The sequence below is a fragment of the Bradyrhizobium sp. AZCC 1578 genome, from assembly GCF_036924675.1.
Classification (GTDB): Bacteria; Pseudomonadota; Alphaproteobacteria; order Rhizobiales; family Xanthobacteraceae; genus Bradyrhizobium.
This window is the reverse complement of record NZ_JAZHRZ010000001.1, coordinates 3,446,820-3,464,931: the sequence shown is the minus strand read 5'-3', so window position 1 is coordinate 3,464,931 and position 18,112 is coordinate 3,446,820. Positions and strand designations below refer to the sequence as shown.

Annotated in this window: 17 protein-coding genes; 13 read left to right on the top strand and 4 right to left on the bottom strand. The window is 63.3% G+C overall.

The features are described 5' to 3' along the window. Positions 1-148: 148 nt before the first annotated feature. A complete protein-coding gene (locus V1290_RS16510) occupies positions 149-697 on the bottom strand; it encodes a MarR family winged helix-turn-helix transcriptional regulator (protein WP_442894992.1) in 549 nt (182 codons plus the stop codon). Positions 698-810: 113 nt separating this feature from the next. Here V1290_RS16510 and V1290_RS16505 point away from each other — a divergent pair, with 113 nt between their 5' ends. Next, a complete protein-coding gene (locus tag V1290_RS16505; protein ID WP_334365394.1) occupies positions 811-2,673 on the top strand; it encodes a feruloyl-CoA synthase in 1,863 nt (620 codons plus the stop codon). Positions 2,674-2,677: 4 nt separating this feature from the next. Here V1290_RS16505 and V1290_RS16500 read toward each other — a convergent pair whose 3' ends face one another. Further along, positions 2,678-3,205 carry a MarR family winged helix-turn-helix transcriptional regulator gene (locus V1290_RS16500; RefSeq protein WP_334365393.1) on the bottom strand — a complete coding sequence of 176 codons (528 nt, stop codon included), beginning with the start codon at positions 3,203-3,205 and terminating at the stop codon, positions 2,678-2,680. A 136-nt stretch (positions 3,206-3,341) separates the two neighbouring features. Between V1290_RS16500 and V1290_RS16495 the strand changes: the two genes are divergently transcribed. Further along, positions 3,342-4,541 (top strand): ABC transporter substrate-binding protein, encoded by a 1,200-nt coding sequence (locus V1290_RS16495; protein ID WP_334369051.1) that lies wholly within the window; start codon positions 3,342-3,344, stop codon positions 4,539-4,541. A 236-nt stretch (positions 4,542-4,777) separates the two neighbouring features. On the opposite strand, the gene V1290_RS16490 is transcribed toward V1290_RS16495, so the two are convergent. Continuing rightward, positions 4,778-5,308: a MarR family winged helix-turn-helix transcriptional regulator gene (locus tag V1290_RS16490; protein WP_334365392.1), complete on the bottom strand. Its 531-nt coding sequence runs from the start codon at positions 5,306-5,308 to the stop codon at positions 4,778-4,780. 80 nt (positions 5,309-5,388) lie between these two features. On the opposite strand from V1290_RS16490, the gene V1290_RS16485 reads away from it, so the two are divergent. The 4 genes from V1290_RS16485 to V1290_RS16470 all read left to right on the top strand — a co-directional run bounded on the left by V1290_RS16485 (position 5,389) and on the right by V1290_RS16470 (position 10,169). After that, positions 5,389-6,624: a cytochrome P450 gene (locus V1290_RS16485; RefSeq protein WP_334365391.1), complete on the top strand. Its 1,236-nt coding sequence runs from the start codon at positions 5,389-5,391 to the stop codon at positions 6,622-6,624. A gap of 10 nt (positions 6,625-6,634) precedes the next feature. Then, positions 6,635-6,958: a 2Fe-2S iron-sulfur cluster-binding protein gene (locus V1290_RS16480; RefSeq protein WP_334365390.1), complete on the top strand. Its 324-nt coding sequence runs from the start codon at positions 6,635-6,637 to the stop codon at positions 6,956-6,958. Between the two features lie 78 nt (positions 6,959-7,036). Further along, the gene (locus V1290_RS16475) at positions 7,037-8,251 is read left to right on the top strand and encodes an ABC transporter substrate-binding protein (RefSeq protein ID WP_334365389.1); all 1,215 of its coding nucleotides are present in this window, start codon (positions 7,037-7,039) and stop codon (positions 8,249-8,251) included. A 247-nt stretch (positions 8,252-8,498) separates the two neighbouring features. Then, the gene (locus tag V1290_RS16470) at positions 8,499-10,169 is read left to right on the top strand and encodes a tannase/feruloyl esterase family alpha/beta hydrolase (protein WP_442894991.1); all 1,671 of its coding nucleotides are present in this window, start codon (positions 8,499-8,501) and stop codon (positions 10,167-10,169) included. 35 nt (positions 10,170-10,204) lie between these two features. Here the strand turns inward: V1290_RS16470 and V1290_RS16465 are convergent, their stop codons facing one another. Further along, positions 10,205-11,479: an NAD(P)/FAD-dependent oxidoreductase gene (locus V1290_RS16465; RefSeq protein ID WP_334365388.1), complete on the bottom strand. Its 1,275-nt coding sequence runs from the start codon at positions 11,477-11,479 to the stop codon at positions 10,205-10,207. Between the two features lie 223 nt (positions 11,480-11,702). Here V1290_RS16465 and V1290_RS16460 point away from each other — a divergent pair, with 223 nt between their 5' ends. From V1290_RS16460 to V1290_RS16430, 7 genes are all read left to right on the top strand, one after another. After that, positions 11,703-12,032, top strand: coding sequence for a hypothetical protein (locus V1290_RS16460; protein WP_334365387.1), 330 nt, complete (start codon positions 11,703-11,705; stop codon positions 12,030-12,032). Beyond that, on the top strand, positions 12,033-12,920 hold the full coding sequence (locus V1290_RS16455) for a sigma-70 family RNA polymerase sigma factor (RefSeq protein ID WP_334365386.1): 888 nt from the start codon (positions 12,033-12,035) through the stop codon (positions 12,918-12,920). Positions 12,921-13,332: 412 nt separating this feature from the next. After that, positions 13,333-14,508: an ABC transporter substrate-binding protein gene (locus tag V1290_RS16450; protein ID WP_334365385.1), complete on the top strand. Its 1,176-nt coding sequence runs from the start codon at positions 13,333-13,335 to the stop codon at positions 14,506-14,508. Between the two features lie 147 nt (positions 14,509-14,655). Further along, positions 14,656-15,573, top strand: a complete 918-nt coding sequence (locus tag V1290_RS16445) for a branched-chain amino acid ABC transporter permease (protein WP_213289778.1) — start codon at positions 14,656-14,658, stop codon at positions 15,571-15,573. Continuing rightward, complete coding sequence (locus V1290_RS16440) at positions 15,570-16,517, top strand: branched-chain amino acid ABC transporter permease (protein ID WP_334365384.1); 948 nt, start codon at positions 15,570-15,572, stop codon at positions 16,515-16,517. Before V1290_RS16445 ends, V1290_RS16440 begins: the two co-directional genes overlap by 4 nt. Beyond that, the gene (locus tag V1290_RS16435; protein WP_334365383.1) at positions 16,510-17,277 is read left to right on the top strand and encodes an ABC transporter ATP-binding protein; all 768 of its coding nucleotides are present in this window, start codon (positions 16,510-16,512) and stop codon (positions 17,275-17,277) included. Before V1290_RS16440 ends, V1290_RS16435 begins: the two co-directional genes overlap by 8 nt. Next, complete coding sequence (locus V1290_RS16430) at positions 17,270-17,998, top strand: ABC transporter ATP-binding protein (RefSeq protein ID WP_334365381.1); 729 nt, start codon at positions 17,270-17,272, stop codon at positions 17,996-17,998. The genes V1290_RS16435 and V1290_RS16430 overlap by 8 nt, the downstream gene beginning before the upstream one ends. Positions 17,999-18,112 lie beyond the last annotated feature (114 nt).

Sequence of the window (18,112 nt, the reverse complement as noted above, 5' to 3'; positions counted from 1 at the left end):
GTACAATCGCTTAGTCGAGCCAACGCTCAAATATAGATTTGCAGTTTCATGCACTTACGGGACGACTGCGCATGCCATGAGCGCCGGCCGTTACTGGAGACTGCCTAAAACTTAGGCGACTCAGCCCAAGGCCTGGCGCCAGCCGCGATCAGGTGAAGTCCGAGAGTATCTGCAGCAGTTTCTCCCGGTTCTCCTTGCCGATCTTCTCGGCCACATGGCGCTCATGTTCGGCGGCAAGCCGCTTGAACTGCGCCAGCGCCGTCCGGCCGCGCGCGGTCAGGTGCAGCGCGTGGGAGCGCCGGTCGGTGGCGGATTTGACGCGGCTGACGAGATCGCGCTGTTCAAGACTATCCAGGAGGTGCACCAGCCGGGCGCGCTCGATGCCGAGCCGTTTTGCAACAGCCATCTGGCTCAGCCCCGGGTTAGCGCCGATCACCGTCATCACGGAATACTGCGTGGGGCGGATATCGACGGCGCCGAGCGTACGAATGAAATCCTGGAAGATCCATATCTGAAAGCGCCGCACCGCATAGCCGGCGTGGCCCGCCAGCGCGTCGAGGCCGATTTCGCCGTTCATCAGATCGCTGTGCGCGTTGCCGTTTTCGCTTCGCGCGCGGCCGGGGCGCGGCCGAATACCAGCGCGTGACTTGGCTATTCGTGACTTGGCAATTCTGGGTGCCTGACTGTTCCTCGCCATCGTTCCCTTCTAGCGCTTCACGCGGCCAAGGGGAAGATTGTTGTTGACGACAACAATTGTTGTGCTCAACATTGGCGTCAAGCCAGCCCTTTCGAGGCGGCAGGAGGAAGCCCATGACCATCGCCGCCATCAGCGGTGCCGATTCCCAAAATCTATTCGCGACGCCGGCGATCGTTGCCGATCGCCGGACCGATGGCAGCATCTTGGTGAGGTCGACCACGCCGCTGCGGCCGAGTGCGCGCTGTATCGGCGACTGGCTGGAGCATTGGGCGCGGCAGGCGCCGGACCGAATCTTTCTCGCCGATCGCGCCAGCGTTGATACGCCGTGGAACACCGTTACCTACAAGGATGCGTTGAAGCAGGTGCGCTCGGCAGCCGCCTGGATCCTTGCGCGAGGCTTGAGCGCCGAGCGTCCGCTGGTGATCCTTTCCGACAACAGCGTCGAGCACGCGCTGTTCGCGCTCGCCGCCCAGCATGTCGGCGTGCCGTCGGCCGCGATTTCGCCGGCCTATTCGCTGATGTCCAAGGATTTCGACAAGCTCAAGAGCATGGTCACGCTGCTCGGACCGGGCGCCATCTATGTTTCCGGCACAAAGCCGTTTGCCGCGGCGCTGGCGGCGATCAAGCCGCTGCATTCGTCCACCATCGTTAGCGGCAGTGCGGACGCGGGCGACGCGATCTCCTTCCGCGCCATCACGGCAACGCCGGAAACGCCCGATGTCGAAAAGGCCTTTGCCGCGATCACGCCGGACACGATCGCAAAATTCCTGTTCACCTCGGGCTCGACCGGCACGCCGAAGGCCGTGATCAATACCCAGCGCATGCTGACCTCCAGCCAGCAGGCCAAGGCGCAGACCTGGACGTTCCTCGAAAATATCGGCGAGGATCTCGTGATCCTCGACTGGCTGCCCTGGAGCCACACCTTCGGCGCCAACCACAATTTCAATCTGGTGCTGCGCAACGGCGGCACGCTCTATGTCGACGGCGGCAAGCCGGCACCGGGGTTGTTCGCGACCTCGCTCGCCAATCTGCGAAGCGTGATGCCGACTGTCTATTTCAACGTGCCGCGCGGTTTTGACATGCTGATCGCGGCGCTGCGCAGCGACGACGAACTGCGCAAAAAGTTCTTCAGCGAGGTGAAGTTCGCTTTCTACGCCGGCGCAGCCTTGCCGCAGAATCTCTGGGACGCGCTGGAAGAACTCTCGATCGAGACGGTGGGGCGGGCGCTGTCGATGGTGTCGGCCTGGGGCTCGACCGAAACCTCGCCGCTCGCCACCGATTGCCATTTCCAGGCGAAACGTTCCGGCAATATCGGCGTGCCGATCCCAGGCACCGAACTAAAGCTGGTGCCATCAGGCGACAAGCTCGAGGTGCGGGTGCGCGGTCCGAATGTCACGCCCGGTTACTGGAAGGCGCCGGAATTGACCGCGCAGGCGTTCGACGAAGAGGGTTTTTATCTCATCGGCGACGCCGTGACCTTTGCCGATCCGGCGCGTCCCGAACTCGGGCTGTTCTTCGACGGCCGCGTCGCCGAGGACTTCAAGCTCAATTCGGGCACCTGGGTCAGCGTCGGCACGTTGCGCATCGCCGGCATCGCTGCTCTGGCGCCGCTGGCGCAGGATATCGTCGTGACCGGCCATGGCGGCGACGAGGTTCGCTTCCTGGTATTTCCGAATATTGCGGCCTGCCGTGCACATGCCGGCTTGCCCGACAGCGCCGACGTGAAAGATGTGATCGGCCACGACCGGGTTCGCGCAGCGATCGCGCAGGGCCTTGCGAACCTAAAGGCGCAAAGCGGCAACTCGTCCGGTCACGCAACGCGCGCGCTGCTGCTGGCCGAACCCGCGTCCGTCGACGGCGGCGAGATCACCGACAAGGGCTATATCAACCAGCGTGCGGTGCTGACGCGGCGCGCGAGCGCAGTGGTAACGCTGGATGACGATTCATCAACCGAATGGATCGGCTGCGCTGGCTGAAACGCTAGGAGCGTCGGGACGCCGCGTGCTTGTGCGCCTCGACCAGCCGCACCAGCATCTGGAGAAATGCCGTCTGCTCGCTCTTGCTGAGCGCGGAAAGCGTCTGGGCATTAAAGCTCTCGCCAAGCCGGCTGGCCTCGTCAGCGCGCCTCTCGCCCGCCGCGCTGAGGCTGAGCTCGACCGCGCGCTTGTCCCGCGCGGATCGCTTCCGCTTCAAGACGCCGGTTTCCTCCATCCGTGACAGGATTTTCACGAGGTTGGGGAGCTGCATCTTCAACACGGCGGCGAGTTCGCTCTGCGTCACCGTCTTGTTGTCCCGCACCGTAACCAGGATGGCATATTCGAGCGGCGAAAGGTTCAGGGACTCGAAATACGGATAGAACGCCTCGAAGTTCTCCAACTGCAGGATCCGGATCATGAATCCCGGGGTCTGCTGCAGCGCGGTGAGATCGAGTTTTCGCGCCGAGTCCGGCTCGGCCGGTCTGGCCGCTCCGTTGCCGTTGCGCGCCGAAATTTTTCCGATTCGTTCCATGGGCAAAAGCTCGCACGGCATCACGTGAATTGACAATCCTCAAAATGCTTATAAGTTATAAGTAATTTTGAAGCGGCCGAGAAGGCCGCCTTTTCCATACAGGAGGGAACGCATGCGACAGCTTTTTCGCACAGGAATGCTCGTGGTCGCGCTCGGCGGAGTCTTCGCAGGCGCTTCCCAAGTCCAAGCCCAGGCCCAGGACCGCGTCCGGATCGGCGTGCTCAACGACCAGTCGGGCGTGTTCTCGACCTACCAGGGCATCGGTTCGGTCATCGCCGCGCAAATGGCGGTCGAGGACTATGGCGGCAAGGCCGCCGGCAAGCCGGTCAACGTCATCACCGCCGATCATCAGAACAAAACCGACGTCGGCGTCGGCATCGCGCGGCGTTGGTACGATACCGAAAGCATCGACGCCATCTTCGACCTGCCGAACTCGGCGATTGCGCTCGCGGTCGCCAATATGAGCGAGCAGAAGAACAAGGTCTTCATCGGCTCCGGCGCCGGCACCGCGCTTCTCACCGGCGAGAAATGCACGCCGAATACCGTGCACTGGACCTACGACACCTACGCCTATGGCCGCGGCCTTGGCAAAGCCGTGGTGGCCCAAGGCGGCAAGAAATGGTTCTTTCTGACCGCCGATTACGCCTTCGGCCACGACCTGGAGAAGCAGGCGATGGAAGGCGTCAAGGCCTCCGGCGGCGAAGTGCTCGGCGCCGTGCGCCATCCGCTCGGCACAGCCGACTATGCCTCGTTCCTGCTGCAGGCGCAGGCCTCGGGCGCCGACATCGTCGGCGTGGCGAATGCCGGTGACGACACCATCACCTCGATCAAGCAGGCGGCGGAGTTCGGGCTGACGCAAAAGCAGAAGTTGGTCGGGCTGATCCTCGGCATGAACGGAATTCCTGCGCTCGGCCTGAAGGCAGCCCAGGGCGCGCAGATCATGAATCCGTTCTATTGGGATTTGAACGAAGGCACGCGCGCTTTTGCAAAACGGTTCGCCGAACGCCATCCGCAAAAGAATTATCCGAACGACATGCAGGCCGGCGTCTATGCTTCGGTGCTGCATTATCTGAAGGCCGTCGACAAGATCGGCGGCGCCGCCGACGGCAAGGCCGTTGTCGCGGCGATGAAGGCGATGCCGACCGACGATCCGCTGTTCGGCAAGGGAACCATCCGCGCAGACGGGCGTAAGATTCATCCGCTGTTTCTGCTTGAGGTGAAGAAGCCTGACGAATCCACGTCGAAATGGGATCTGTTGAAGGTCGTCGCTATGATTCCGGGCGATCAGGCGTTTCGTCCCGAAAGCGACGGCAACTGCCCACTCGTCAAGAGATGATCTGACCGGCGGCGGCCGGCAGGAATCGGCCGGGTCCGAAAATCGATCGTCGAGTGTGTATGTTGCCAAGGCAACTAATTTGTGCGAGCGTATTTCCACAAGGCGGCCGATCGCAGAGCACGGAGAGTGCCGGGCCGCACAGGGAGAAACGGATGTTTGGGTGTGTCGGATCGTCACGACGCAATGCGATGTCGCGCGCGCAGTGTGGTCGCCGCGGCGCGGCTAATGCGCGCCGCTCAGCTCCGCGTATCGACTTCGCCCGCGCCCTTCACGGCGTCGAGATTGCCGTGCACCCGCAGCAGCAGCGCGATCAGGGTCTCCCGCTCCGGCTTGCTCAAGCAGGAGAGCAGGCGGCGTTCGCGTTCGAGCGCGACCGCGATGACCTGATCATGGGTGGCATAGCCCTTCGGGGTCAGCGAGATCGAATGGGTGCGGCCGTCCTCGCGGTCGGCCCTGATGCTGACCAGCCCGCGTTCTTCCATGCCGGCCAGCGTCCGGCTCACGGGTCCCTTGTCGAAACCGATCACGTGGCAGATCCGCGCCGCCGAAATTTCCGGCTCGATCGCGAGCAGCGACAATATCCGCCATTCCGTGACGTTGACCCCAAAGCGCTTCTGATAGACCACGGTCGCGCTACGCGACAATTTGTTGGCGATGAAGGTGATGAGGGCCGGAACGTAACGGTCGAGGTCGAGCACCTGCTCGGCCCGTCCGCTCCTGCCTGCCGCGCCCACACGGGGCGCGCGCGCCTGTCTGTTCCTGCTCATGCTTTTCCGACGCTGCTCCAGCGTTCCAGACATAGAGACAGCGCACACCGCTCTGCAAGGACATTATGCAGGAGACCCACATGAGCGCGACATCCCGGATAGATTCTGCAACCCCGGAGCGGAGTGCGCCGGCCGGCGTGCCCCGTCTGGACGTGGACCCGTTCTCGACCGAGTTTTTCGAGGATCCGCACCGGATCCACGACGTTCTCCGCGAGGCCGGGCCGGTGGTCTGGCTCGAGAAGTGGGGCGTCTATGGCGTCGCCCGCTATGCCGAGGTGCACGCCGTCCTCAACGACCCCCTGACCTTCTGCTCGAGCCGCGGCGTCGGCTTGAGCGATTTTGCCAAGGAAAAGCCGTGGCGACCGCAAAGCATCATCCTTGAAGCAGACCCGCCGGCGCATACCAGGACACGCGCGGTGCTCGCCCAGGTGCTGTCGCCGACCGCCATGAAGCAGGTCCGCGAACAATTCACGGCGATGGCCGCGGCCAAGGTCGACGAACTGCTGGCGCGCGGAAGGTTCGATGCGGTTGCCGATCTCGCGGAGGCCTATCCGCTCTCGGTATTTCCTGATGCGATGGGCCTGAAGCAGGAGGGGCGGGAGAATCTGCTGCCCTATGCGAGCCTGGTCTTCAACGCGTTTGGGCCGCCGAACCAGTTGCGCCAGGAGGCGATCGAGCGTTCCGCGCCCCATCAGGCCTATGTCGCCGCGCAGTGCCAGCGCGAAAATCTTGCGCCCGGCGGCTTCGGCGCTTGCATCCATGCGCGCGCCGACGCCGGCGACATCACGGCGGAAGAGGCGCCACTGCTGGTGCGCTCGCTGCTTTCGGCCGGGCTCGACACCACCGTCAACGGCATCGGCGCTGCGATGTACTGCCTGGCGCGCTTTCCCGATCAGCTTGCGCGGCTGCGCAGCGATCCGACGCTGGCGCGCAACGCATTCGAGGAAGCGATCCGTTTCGAGAGCCCGGTGCAGACCTTTTTCCGCACCACGACGCGGGAGGTCGAACTCGCAGGTCGTCGCATCGGCGAAGGCGAAAAGGTTCTGATGTTCCTTGGTGCCGCCAACCGCGATCCGCGACGCTGGGAAAATCCTGATCGCTACGACATCACCCGCCGCACCTCCGGCCATGTCGGGTTCGGTTCGGGCATTCATATGTGCGTTGGCCAGCTCCTCGCACGCCTCGAAGGCGAGGTGATGCTGGCGGCGATCGCGCGCAAGGTTGCAAGTATCAAGATATCAGGCCCGGTGAAGCGCCGCTACAACAACACGCTGCGCGGCCTCGAAAGTCTCCCTATCACCATTTCTCCGGCCTGACGGACCACCCATGCCGAGCATCGCGTTTGTTCACCCTGACGGCCGGGCGCAGCGCATCGATGCCAGCGACGGCGAAAGCGCGATGCAGGCGGCGACGCGCCACGATGTCGGTGGAATTCTGGCCGAATGCGGCGGCAACGCGATGTGCGCCACCTGCCACGTCTATGTCGACGAGGGCTGGTTCGCCCGCCTGCCGGCCATGGGCGACGACGAGGACGCGTTGCTGGACGGCGCCGCGGCCCAACGGCGGGCCAACAGCCGGCTGTCCTGCCAGATCAAGTTGGCTGCCGACCTCGATGGTCTGGTTCTCAATCTGCCGGACCGGCAATTGTGACGGCCTAATCACCTGAACTGAAGTCAAACCCGGCGAAGTCCGGGAACGCTCAAGATCAAATTCGAAAGGGAGAGAACGATGAGGGGTTTAAGGTTAGGTCTCGCGCTTGCCTTGTCTTGCGTGGCGTCGGGCGCGGCGCGCGCGGAAATTTCCGACAATGTCGTGCGCGTCGGCGTGCTGAACGACATTTCCGGTATCTTCCAGGACACCAACGGCATGGGCTCGGTGGAAGCCGCGCGCATGGCGGCGGAAGATTTCAACGGCGGTGGCAAGGGTATCAAGGTCGAGATCGTCTATGCCGATCACCAGAACAAGGCCGACGTCGGTTCGGCGATCGTGCGCAAATGGCTCGACGTCGATGGCGTCGATGCAGTGGTCGACGTGCCGAATTCCGCCGTTGGGCTCACCATCAACTCGCTGCTGCGCGATAGCCGCATGACGTTTCTTGCGTCGTCGACGGCGAGCTCCGACCTGACCGGCAAGGCCTGCTCGCCGAACACGATCCAGTGGGTCAATGACGCCTGGGCGACTGGCAACTCGACCGCGGCGGCGATGATGGCGCGCGGTGGCAAGGAATGGTACTTCATCACGGTGAATTTTGCGCTCGGCCAGGGCATCGAGGCCGAGGCCACCAACTACATCGAAAAGCACGGCGGCAAGGTGCTGGGCTCGGCCAAGCATCCGCTCAACACGCCGGACTTTGCCTCGCTTCTGCTGCAGGCGCAGAATTCCAAGGCCAAGGTCATCGGTCTCGCCAATGCCGGCGGCGACACCGTCAACGCGGTGAAGCAGGCGGCCGAGTTCGGCCTTCAGCAAAGCGGACAGACGATGGTGGCGTTCCTGCTGTTCATCAACGACGTCCATGGCATGGGGCTGAAGGTAGGCCAGGGCCTGCAACTGTTCGAGGCGTTTTACTGGGACATGGATGAAAACACCCGCGCGTTTGCAAAGCGCTTCGCAGCGCGGCCGGGCGTGAACGGCAAGATGCCGAGCGGCAATCAGGCCGGCGTCTATGCTTCCACGCTCGCCTATCTCAACGCGGTGGCGGCGACCGGCAGCGACCATGCCAAGGATGCGGTGCCTGAGATGAAGAAGTTCAAGGGCAAGGACAAACTGTTCGGCGATGTCACCATCCGCCAGGACGGTCGCGTCATTCACCCGATGTACCTGTTCGAGGTGAAGAAGCCGGAAGAGTCGAAATATCCCTACGACTACTACAAACTGGTTTCGACCATTCCGGCCGACCAGGCCTTCCGCCCGCTCGCCGACGGCGGCTGCTCGCTGGTGAAGTAATGCTCCGCTGCCCTTCCTCTCCCGCTTGCGGGTAATTGCGGGGAGGCATAGGCGGCCTGTGGCCGCCGTTCTTTCGAAGAACGCCGATGCGAAGCATCCGCTATGGTTGGGGTGCCGCGGCACAACGGATGTCAAACGTCGACGCTAATCTTGCCTCGTCTTATTTCGATTGACGCCCGCGTGGTCTGAACCATTGTAAGCCTGATGGCCGGTCAAGAACACGGCTGCGACAGCGAAGGGAGAAACGATGCAACGCCTCAGATTCCAAATTCGCATCCAATTGGCTTTGCTGGCGGCTGCGACCTCGTTCTTTGCCGTCGACGCCACGGCCGCAAAGATGGTCGGCGATCCCGCCGCGACCTGCGGCGACCTTATCCGGCCGGTCGACAATGCCGTGCGGATTGATTCTGCGACCATGGTCGCGCCGTCGCCGCTTGCCGTCGCCGAAAGAGCACCGACGCCGGCGGCGCGCATCACGCCTGCCAATCCGGAATTCTGCAAGGTCCTCGGCCAGATCGCGCCGGCCGATCCCAAGGCGCCGCCGATCAAATTTCAGGTGAATCTTCCGGTCGAGTGGAACGGCCGCTCGCTGCAATATGGTGGCGGCGGTTTCAACGGCGTGCTGATTACCGGGCTTGCCTTGCCGCCGGCGTATCCATTCGGCGCGCCGTCGCCGCTGGCGCGCGGGTTCGTCACCTATGGCACCGATTCCGGCCACGAGACCAAGCCGGGCGAGCCGCCGCAGACGTTTGCGCTCAACGACGAGGCCTTTGAGAATTTCGCCCATCGTTCCTACAAGCGCGTGCGCGACGCCGCGGTTGCCCTGATGCTGCGCGCCTACGGCAACCCGCCGGCCAAATTGTATTTCATGGGATCGTCGGAAGGCGGCCGCGAGGGGCTGACGATGGCGCAGCGCTATCCCGATGACTTCGACGGCATCTTTGCCCGCGTGCCCGTCATCAACTGGGTCGGATTGCAGCATGCCGGGACGCGGTCGGGGCTGGCCACCATGGGCGAGGGCTGGATTCGTCCCGCGCAGGTCGAGCTCGTGGCCAAGGCGGTGCTTGCTGCCTGCGACAAGGCGGACGGCGCCGAGGATTCGCTGGTGCTGGACCCCGTCGGCTGCAAGGCGAAATTCCAGCCGGACACACTGCGTTGCGCGGCGGGCCAAAGCGGCGATCAGTGCCTGAGCGAGGCGCAGATCGCGGCGATCAGGACGCTGCATTCGACGTACAAGTTCTCGTTCCCGCTGGAGAACGGCCTCGACGATTATCCCGGCTGGGGCGTTTCCGGCGAAAACATTCCCGCCTTCGGTCCGACCGGCGGCTGGATCGCCTGGTGGCTCGGCAAGGCGGCGCCGGCGCAGCCGCCGGCCCCTGCCAACGGCATCGCCTGGATCTACGGCGCGGGCGGCATCCAATATGTCTTCGCGCGCGACCCGAAGCTCGACGTCACGACCTACAGGCCCGAGGATCACAAGGAGCGGCTGCTGCGGGTATCGCGGTTGATGGATTCGACCAATCCGGACCTCAGCCGCTTTGCCGCGCGCGGCGGCAAGCTCGTGGTTCTCGAAAACATGGCCGACTACGCCCAGAGCCCTTACGCAGGAATCCGCTATTTCGAAAACGTGCAGCGCACCTTGGGCAAGGAGAAGACCGCAGAGTTCGCCCGCCTCTACACGGCGCCCGGTGTCGACCATGTCGGCTCCGGCGCGCCCGCCAATGTCGATATGCTGGCCGTGCTGGTCGACTGGGTCGAGAACGGCAAGGCGCCCGGCGATCTCGAGGTGATCGAGCAGAAGGTCGAAGCGCCGGCGTTCGAGACCACGCGCGCACTGCCGTTGTGCCAATGGCCGGCATGGCCGCACTACGAATCGGGGCCGACGAGTAGTGCGGCCAGTTTTGCCTGTGCGCCGTGAGGAGTTCCGCCCGCGCGATCCCTGCGGAGCGAAACCTATCCCGTGACCTTGCTCGAGCCCTGCGTGATCAGCCGCGCGGCGCGCTGGTCGCGGGCGTGAATCCACAGCCAACTCAAGGCGACGCTGAGGCGGTTGCGCAGGCCGATCAGGAAGTAGATGTGGGCGATGCCCCATATCCACCAGGCGAGATTGCCGCGCAGCTTGATGCGGCCGAAGTCGATCACGGCCTTCTTCTTGCCGATCTGCGCGAGACTGCCGGCATGTTTGTAGCGGAACGGTGGCAGCGTGCCGCCGGAGAGGCGCGCCTTGATCAGCGCCGCTACATAGCGCCCCTGCTGCTTGGCTGCCGGCGCGATGCCGGGCACGGGATTGCCGTCGGGGCCGGCGATCGTCACGGTATCGCCGATGGCAAAGACATCGGGATGGCCGGGCACGGTCAGATCAGGCTCGACCTTCAGGCGGTAGGCGCGGTCGGCGGGCGCGTTCATCCATTCCGCCGCGCGCGAGGCGCGCACGCCGGCCGCCCAGACGATGGTCCTGGCCTCGAGCCGGTTGCCGCCATAGACGACGCCGTCGATCGCACATTCCGTAACCGGCTGCCCCAGCACCACCTCGACACCGAGTTCCTCCAGCGCGCGCTGCGCATAGGAGGAGAGGTCTTCGGGAAAGCCCGCGAGCACGCGCGGGCCGGCCTCGATCAGGATAACGCGGGTCTTGTGGGTATCGATGTTGCGAAAGTCCGGCGGCAGCGTGTCCTTGGCGAGGTCGGCGATCGTTCCGGCCATTTCGACGCCGGTCGGGCCGGCGCCGATGATGACGAAGGTGAGTAGCGCCGCGCGCCGCGCCGGATCCTTCTCGCGCTCGGCGCGCTCGAAGGCGACGAGGATGCGCCGCCGCAGTGTCGTGGCATCCTCCAGCGTCTTCAGGCCCGGTGCGAACGGCTCCCATTCATCGTGGCCGAAATAGGCGTGGCGGGCGCCGGTGGCGAGGATCAGCGTGTCGTAGGCGATCGTTTCGCCGTCTTCAAGCAGCACGCGCTTTCCCGCGGCATCGACGCCATTCACGTTGGCAAACAGCGTCGTCACTTCGGGGCGGTCACGCAAGAGATAGCGGATCGGCCAGGCGATTTCCGACGTCGCCAGCGAAGCGGTCGCGACCTGGTAGAGCAGCGGCTGGAAGAGATGATGGTTGCGGCGGTCGATCAGCGTGATCCGGACCGGCGCCCCGGCGAGGCCAAAGGCGGTCTCCAGACCGCCGAAACCGGCGCCGACGATCACGACGTGATGGGGTTCTTTCGGCACTGTCGTCATGGGAATGCGACCCCGGTTTCAGATGTCTCAACGCCTTGGACTATGTAGCCATTTGCGGCTCCGCTCCAATACGCCTTTGTCAATCGGTCGATAGCGAAAGCGTATCACGCTGTCGTCCCTGCGTTCGCAGGGACGACGGCAAAATAAATTTCCTGCCACAGCATCCTTTGCCCGTTCCCAAACGTCCTTGGGGTCGAGATGGCCGCAAAATGAGGAGAAAGCCATGAGACAAACCGTGATCAGGTACAAAACCAAGCCGGAAATGAGCGACAGGAACGCCGAATTGGTGGCGGCGGTGTTCGCCGAATTGCAGGCGGCCCAGCCGGAGGGCTTTCGCTATCTGTCGCTGCGGCTGGAGGATGATACGTTCATCCATTTCGTCGAGACCGCAGCCGATGACGGCTCCAGCGCCTTGCCGAAACTGGCGGCGTTTCAGGCATTCCAGAACGGCATTCGCGAGCGTTGCGCCGAACCGCCACTGCCGAAAGGCGTGACCGTCGTCGGCAATTATCGCATGTTGCGCGAGACCGAGAACGCGCTTGCCGGAGTCTGAATGACAGTGGTTCCCGAGACGTCCGCCGCCTTCGACATCGAGCGCCTGTTGGTGGCGATGCGCCCAAAGCTGCATCGCTATTGCGCGCGCATGGTGGGCTCCGTCATCGACGGCGAGGACGTGCTGCAGGATGCCATGATCAAGGCGGTGGAGGCGCATGCCTCCGCCGGCACGCTCGGCAATCCCGAAGGCTGGCTGTTTCGCATTGCGCACAACACCGCGCTGGATTTCCTGCGCCGGCGCAAGCGCCAGGAGGCGCTCCGGGGACCAGCGGAGGTGGACATGATCGTTGACCAGCTCGATGCCGTGGCGAGCCGCCAGATCGCCGCGACCTCCTTGCGCACCTTCATGCGATTGCCGGTGCCACAGCGTGCGAGCGTGATCCTGATGGACGTGCTCGGCTGCTCGCTGAAGGAAGTCTGCGAGGTGATGGATTGCAGCCTGCCCGCGGCCAAGGCCGCGCTGCATCGCGGCCGCGCGCAGTTGCGGGAAATCGCCGACGAGCCGGACGACGCGCCGCCACAAAAACTATCCGACGCCGATCGCGAGCGGCTCGGCGCCTATGTTGCCCATTTCAACGCCCGCGATTTCGACGCGATCCGCGCTATGATTACAGACGATGTCAGGCTCGATCTCGTCAGCAGAACCCACTTGCGTGGCAAGGCCGAAGTGTCCCGCTATTTCGGCAACTACGACAAAGTGAGCGACTGGCACCTGGTGCCGGGCCTGGTGGAGGGACGTCCCGCGATCCTGGTGTTCGATCCCAACGAAGGCGATGCCAAGCCGAAATATTTCGTGCTGCTGGGCTGGTCGGCCGGCAAGGTCGCGACCATCAGGGATTTCCGCCACGCGCCTTACGTCATCGATGGCGCTGAATATCTGATCTGAACGAGCGCTTCTGGATGGTGAAGGTGGGAATACGCGATTCCACCCTTGCGAAAAATTGTTTTAAGCCTAAAATGATTTGTGAGACGGCGCTGCCGGGCGTCCTCGATATTGATCTCGAGCCTTTCATGGATGGAGGCGAGGGGAGATTGAAAATGTCAGGTAGCCCCCAGCCGGTCCCTTGGTCTGTCCGGGGCAACCGGCATTATATTTCTTGCCATCCCCGCCATCCACGAATTATGGTGCAGGTGGCTTAAGCATGCGCCGAAGGTTCTAACCGGAGCCTTGGGTTCATGCTTGCCGCTGACCGGCGATTTCGCGCACAAAATACCTCACAGATAAGAGGCGCGCGGAGCAAGCGTTGCCGGTCGCCCGGTTGACCGGGTTTTGAGTGATAAACAGGAGGGGAGTGATTATGAAAAAGGCATTCTGGCTGGCGGGCGCAACAATTCTGGCGCTGGCGCAGCCCGCGCTCGCTGGCGACACCATCAAAATCGGCTTTGTCTCGACCTTCAGCGGCCCGACCGCTGTGATCGGCAACGACATGCGCAACTCGTTCGAGCTGGCGCTCGACCATCTCGGCCGCAAGATGGGCGGCAAGCCGGTCGAGGTGATCTATGAAGACGACGGCCAGAAGCCCGATGTCGGCAAGCAGAAGACCGAGAAGCTGATCCAGTCCGACAAGGTCGATTTCGTCGTCGGCTACATCTGGTCGAACGTGCTGCTGGCGTCGCTGAAGACCGCGGTCGACAGCAAGACCTTCCTGATCACGTCCAATGCCGGTCCCTCGCAGCTCGCCGGCGATCTCTGTTCGCCTTACGTGTTCTCGACCTCCTGGCAGAACGACCAGACTCCGCAGGCGGTCGGCACCTACATGAACCAGAAGGGCGTGAAGTCAGTGTTCCTGATCGGCCCGAACTATGCCGCCGGCAAGGACATGCTGGCCGGCGTCAAGAGCACCTTCAAGGGCCAGGTCGTCGGCGAGGAGTATACGGTGTGGCCGAGCCAGCTCGACTTCTCCGCCGAGCTCACCAAGGCGAAGAATTCCAAGGCCGAGTCGATCTTCGTGTTCTATCCGGGCGCGGCCGGCGTCCAGTTCCTCAATCAATACGCCCAGGCGGGCCTCAAGGGGCAGATCCCGCTCTATACTGCGTTCACGATCGACGAATTGTCGCTGCCGCTGCAGAAGGACAATGCAATCGGCGTGCCCGGCGCGCAGCAATGGGTCAACGATTTGCCGTTCCCCGAGAACAAGAAGTTCGTTGAGGACTACCGCAAGAAGCACACCGGCCTGCGCCCGACCTTCTACGGCGCGCAGTCCTATGACGCCGCGAACCTGATCAACAGCGCGGTGGTCGCGGTGAAGGGCGACACCTCGAAGAAGGACGAGATGAAGGCCGAGATGGAGAAGGCCAACTTCAAGTCCGTGCGCGGCCCGTTCAAATACGGCAACAACCACATTCCGATCCAGAATTTCTACCTGCAGGACGTGGTCAAGGACGCCGACGGCCAGCTCTCGCTGAAGACGGTGGCGACCATCGTCAAGGACGACCAGGATCGCTTCCACGACAAATGTCCGATGAAGAAGTGATTGTTGGCATGGCCGGTGCATGATCGCCGGAGCGCGCCCTCGGGCTTGACCCGGGGGCGGTTAACGACAGATCATCCGCCCAACAAGAAAAATGGCGGCGGCGCAGATGTGCTGCCGCTGTTTTGTTAGGTCTAGAGTTTTAGGTTCATGCTCGTCCTCGTTGAACAATCGCTGAACGGCCTGCAGTTCGGCCTGTTGCTGTTTCTGCTGGCGGCCGGCTTGACGCTCGTGTTCGGCATCATGGACTTCGTCAATCTGGCGCACGGCTCGCTCTACATGATGGGCGCCTATTTCGCGGCGACCTTTGTCGCCTGGACGAATAGTTTTGTGCTCGGCATATTGCTGGCGCTCGGCGCCACGCTGCTACTGGGCATCGCGCTCGAATTCATCGCACTGCGACATCTTTACGGCCGTGACCATCTCGATCAGGTGCTGGCGACCTTCGGGCTGATCCTGTTCTTCAACGACGCGGTGCGGCTGATCTGGGGCCCCGCCGGCCTGTCGCTGCCGCTGCCGGCCTGGCTGACCGTCCCGGTGCAGATCGTCCCCGGCGTGTTCTATCCGGCCTACCGGCTGTCGATCATCGTGGTCGCGCTGGCGGTTGCGGCATTGCTTTATATCGTGGTGATGCGGACCAGGATCGGCATGTTGATCCGCGCCGGCGCCTCCAACCGTGAAATGATCGGCGCGCTCGGCATCAACATCAAACTGTTGTTCACGCTGGTGTTCGGACTTGGCGCGGCGCTCGCAGGCCTTGCCGGGCTGATGCAGGCGCCGATCCTGACCGTGCAGATCGGCATGGGCGAGAATATCCTGATCCTCGCTTTCGTTATCATCGTGATCGGCGGCATCGGCTCGATCCGCGGCGCCTTCATGGCCGCGATCTTCGTCGGCATGATCGATACGCTCGGCCGCGCCTTCCTGCCCGATCTCCTGCGCACCGTGCTGAGTTCCGCCGCCGCTTCCACCGCCGCGCCCGCACTGTCGTCGATGCTGATCTATCTCCTGATGGCCATCGTCCTCGTGGTGCGGCCTGAGGGGCTGTTTCCGGCTGCCAAGCGATGAAATCTCACATCAACGCCCGCAACGTCATCGTGGCGCTCGTCGCGCTTGGCCTCACCTTGCTGCCGGCCTATTCGGCACTGACCGGCAACATCTTCATCCTGACGCTGTTCACCCGCATCGTCATTTTCGCGCTGGCGGCCGCGAGCCTCAATCTCATCATGGGTTATGGCGGCATGATGAGCTTTGGCCACGCCGCCTATCTCGGCATTGGCGGCTATGCGGTGGGCATCCTCGCCCATGAAGGCATCGGCTCCGGCTTCATCCAGTGGCCGGTTGCGCTGGCGCTGTCGGCGCTTTATGCGCTCGTGATCGGTGCGCTCAGCCTCCGCACACGCGGCGTCTATTTCATCATGATCACGCTCGCCTTCGCGCAGATGGCCTATTACATCGCCTCGGGCCTCTCTCGCTATGGCGGCGACGACGGCCTCACCATCTACAAGCGCAGCACTTTCGGTGGCCTGATCGACCTGTCGAACCGCGTGCAGTTCTACTACCTTTGCCTGGCCTGCCTGTTCGGTGGCGTCTATCTGATCTGGCGCATCGTCAATTCCCGATTCGGTATGGTGGTGCAGGGCGTCCGTTCCAACGAACAACGCATGCAGGCGATCGGCTTCCACGCTAACCGCTACAGGCTCGTCTGCTTCGTCATCTCGGGCACCATCTGCGGCCTCGCCGGGGCGCTGCTCGCCAACAACACCGATTTCATCAGCCCGGCCGGGATGTACTGGACCCGCTCCGGCGAACTCATGGTGATGGTGGTCTTCGGCGGCATGGGCTCGCTGTTCGGTCCCGTCTTGGGCACCATCGTGTTCCTCCTGCTGGAAGAAGTCCTGTCGCAATTCACCGAATATTGGGCGCTGATCATGGGCCCGCTATTGCTGCTGATCGTGCTGTTCGCGCGCGGCGGCATCATGGGCCTGCTCGGGAGGTTGAGCCGTGGCTGATCCTCTGCTCCGTGTAGACAACCTGGTCCGAAGTTTTGGTGGCATCAAAGCCACCGACAATCTGTCTCTCGATGTCGTGCCGGGCGAACTGCATGCCATCATCGGGCCCAACGGCGCCGGCAAGACCACGCTGATCAGCCAGTTGACCGGACAGTTGATGCCGAATTCCGGCACCATTCACTTCGCCGGCCGCGAGATCACGCGGCTGCCGTCCTATCAGCGCAGCCGGCTTGGCCTGGCGCGCTCGTTCCAGATCACCTGCCTGCTGCCGGATTTTACCGCAGCCGATAATGTCGCGCTGGCGGCGCAAGCGCATGACGGCCACTCGTTCCGCTTCTGGGGCTCGGCGCGCAAGGAGAGGCATCTGCGCGACGCGGCGCAGGCGGCTCTCGCGCGAGTAGGGCTCGCCAGGCGCGCCGACGTGCTGGTGTCGGAATTGAGCCACGGCGAACAGCGCGAGCTCGAGCTTGCGGTGGCGCTCGCCACCAAGCCGCAATTGCTGCTGCTCGACGAGCCGATGGCCGGCCTCGGCGTCACCGAATCCGCGCGCATGGTGGCGCTGCTCAAGGAATTGCGAAAGGAAGTCACCATCGTGCTGGTCGAGCACGACATGGAAGCGGTGTTCGCGCTGGCCGACCGCATCACCGTGCTGGTCTATGGCCGCGTCATTGCCTCAGGCGATCCCAATGCCATCCGCAACAACGAGGAAGTCAAGCGCGCCTATCTCGGCGACCAGCATGTGGTGGTCAGCCATGGCTGAATCAAAAACCGCCGAAACCCTGCTCGAAGTTGAAGGCATCGAGACCTGCTACGGTCTCAGCCAGGTGCTGTTCGGCCTGTCGCTGAAGGTAAAGTCGGGCGAGATGGTCGCCCTGATGGGCCGCAACGGCATGGGCAAGACCACGACCATCCGCTCCATCATGGGCATGACGCCGGCTCGCGCGGGCACGATCCGCTTCGCGGGTGAGCAAGTGCGCAGCCTGCCATCCTACAGAATAGCAAAACTCGGCATCGGTCTGGTGCCGGAAGGCCGCCAGATTTTTCCGAACCTGACAGTCTACGAGAATCTGGTGGCGGCTTCGGGCAACCGCTCAGGCAATCCCGATCCCTGGACCATCGACAAGATCCACGCGCTGTTTCCACGGCTCGCCGAGCGCGGCAACAACATGGGCGTGACTTTGTCGGGCGGCGAGCAGCAGATGCTGGCGATCGGCCGCGCGCTGATGACCAACCCGAAGCTTCTGATCCTCGACGAAGCCACCGAAGGCCTCGCACCGCTGATCCGCGAGGAGATCTGGAACTGCCTGTCGATGCTGAAGGGCCGCGGCCAATCTGTGCTGGTGATCGACAAGAACGTCGCCAACCTCTCCCGCATCGCCGATCGCCACTACATCATCGAGCGCGGGCGAACGGTGTGGACGGGGACATCAGAGCAGTTGATTGCGGAGCCGGACCTGCAGCACCGGTATCTCGGGATTTAAGCTACCTCTGCCGTCGTCCCTGCGAACGCAGGGACCCATAACCACTACCATACATTGCTGAAACTCAGCCGTCTCCCCGCGTGCCCATTCCACCGGCCGCGGCGTATGGGCCCC